This is a genomic window from Streptomyces sp. NPDC031274, assembly GCF_055570235.1.
This window is the reverse complement of record NZ_JBVIHP010000307.1, coordinates 1-1,250: the sequence shown is the minus strand read 5'-3', so window position 1 is coordinate 1,250 and position 1,250 is coordinate 1. Positions and strand designations below refer to the sequence as shown.

Below are 1,250 nucleotides of genomic sequence, written 5' to 3'. Positions count from 1 at the left end.
CGCACGTACTGGGTGATCAGAACCTCGCGGTCCTTCGCCGTCAGCTTCGACCGGCGCAGCGTCTCGCCGCGCACCGCGAGCAGCGCCTCCCGGACCTCCGCGGAGATCCGGCGCCCCGCCGCCTCCCGCAGCCACCGATCGTCCGCGAGACCCACCGGCCCGCACCTTCGCCGCCCCACGTCCCAGCGCACCAGCGTGCGGAAGCTCACCTGGTGCAGTGCGTGTTCCTTCGCCTGTTCGGGGTCCTCGGCGGCTGCCTGTCGCAGCTCGGCCGCCTTGGCCTGCCGACGCTGCGTGAGCGTCGTGCTCCTGGTGTCGTACTCGGGCCGCGGTTCATGCGGCAAGGCGGCCAGCGGATCCCCGCTGCGGTATCCCGTCTCGACCTCGCGGACGTGGTCCAACCGGCGCATGACGTTCCGTTGCTGCTCCGGTGTGAGGTCCTCCATCGCCTTGGGCTGCCGGCCCCGGCTGGCGGCCGGCAGATCAGTGCGGGTCCGGGTGGAGGGACGGCAGTTCGGGTGATGAATCAGCTCACTGATCGACACCTTCCACGAAGCGCCCTCGTCGCTGATCAGCGTCACCCTGCCCAGGTGCGGCAGACACGATGCGATGCGCCACTCCGCACCGCCGATGATCAGCTCCACGCCGGTTGTCAGATCCCACGTCGTCGCCGTCGCCGTCGTCACTGGGACGCTCCGGAAGACGTCTGAGGGGCCAGCCGGATCAGGCGCTCATCCCCGTACGGGCCGGACAGATCCACGCCGAGGATCCGGCGCCACAACAGGTGCAACGCATGTGCCCGCGCGATAGCAGGGATGGAACACTGCACCACCAACTCGCCGTATGGCACAGGCCCTTGAGAGGCCGCCTCCCGCAGCTGACCTTGGGTTCCGAGGACCTCGTCCAAGGGGCGCCGCTCGGCGGACATCGCGTCCACGGCCTCCCACACGTGCGTGCGCCACCCGGTCACCACCATGAAGTGCCAGCCGGCCGACAACGCGGCCTCCGCCGTCGCCGCGAACTTCAGATGATCCATGGGGCGGATACGGTCGGCGGGTCGAACGTCCACCACGACGGGGCCCCGGTGGGTCAGCAGGAGGTAGTCCGGCGTGTGCTCCACCTTGTTGCCCTCGGCGTAGAAGCGGAGCCGAAACGGCTGGCAGAGCGCTTCGACGAGCCCGGCCGCGAAATCGGCGACCACGAGGAGGCATTCCTCTTCGTAGCTCTCGAAACCGTGATGCCGGTCCGTC

1 protein-coding gene and 1 pseudogene are annotated in these 1,250 nt (G+C 69.4%); both read right to left on the bottom strand.

From position 1 onward, the window contains the following. A pseudogene (locus tag ACZ5CR_RS45900) lies at positions 1-686 on the bottom strand (transposase); the annotation flags it as partial. After that, positions 683-1,250, bottom strand: a 568-nt coding sequence (locus ACZ5CR_RS45895; RefSeq protein ID WP_468869844.1) for a hypothetical protein, incomplete at its 5' end; no start/stop codon positions are given. The gene ACZ5CR_RS45895 and the pseudogene ACZ5CR_RS45900, both read right to left, overlap by 4 nt.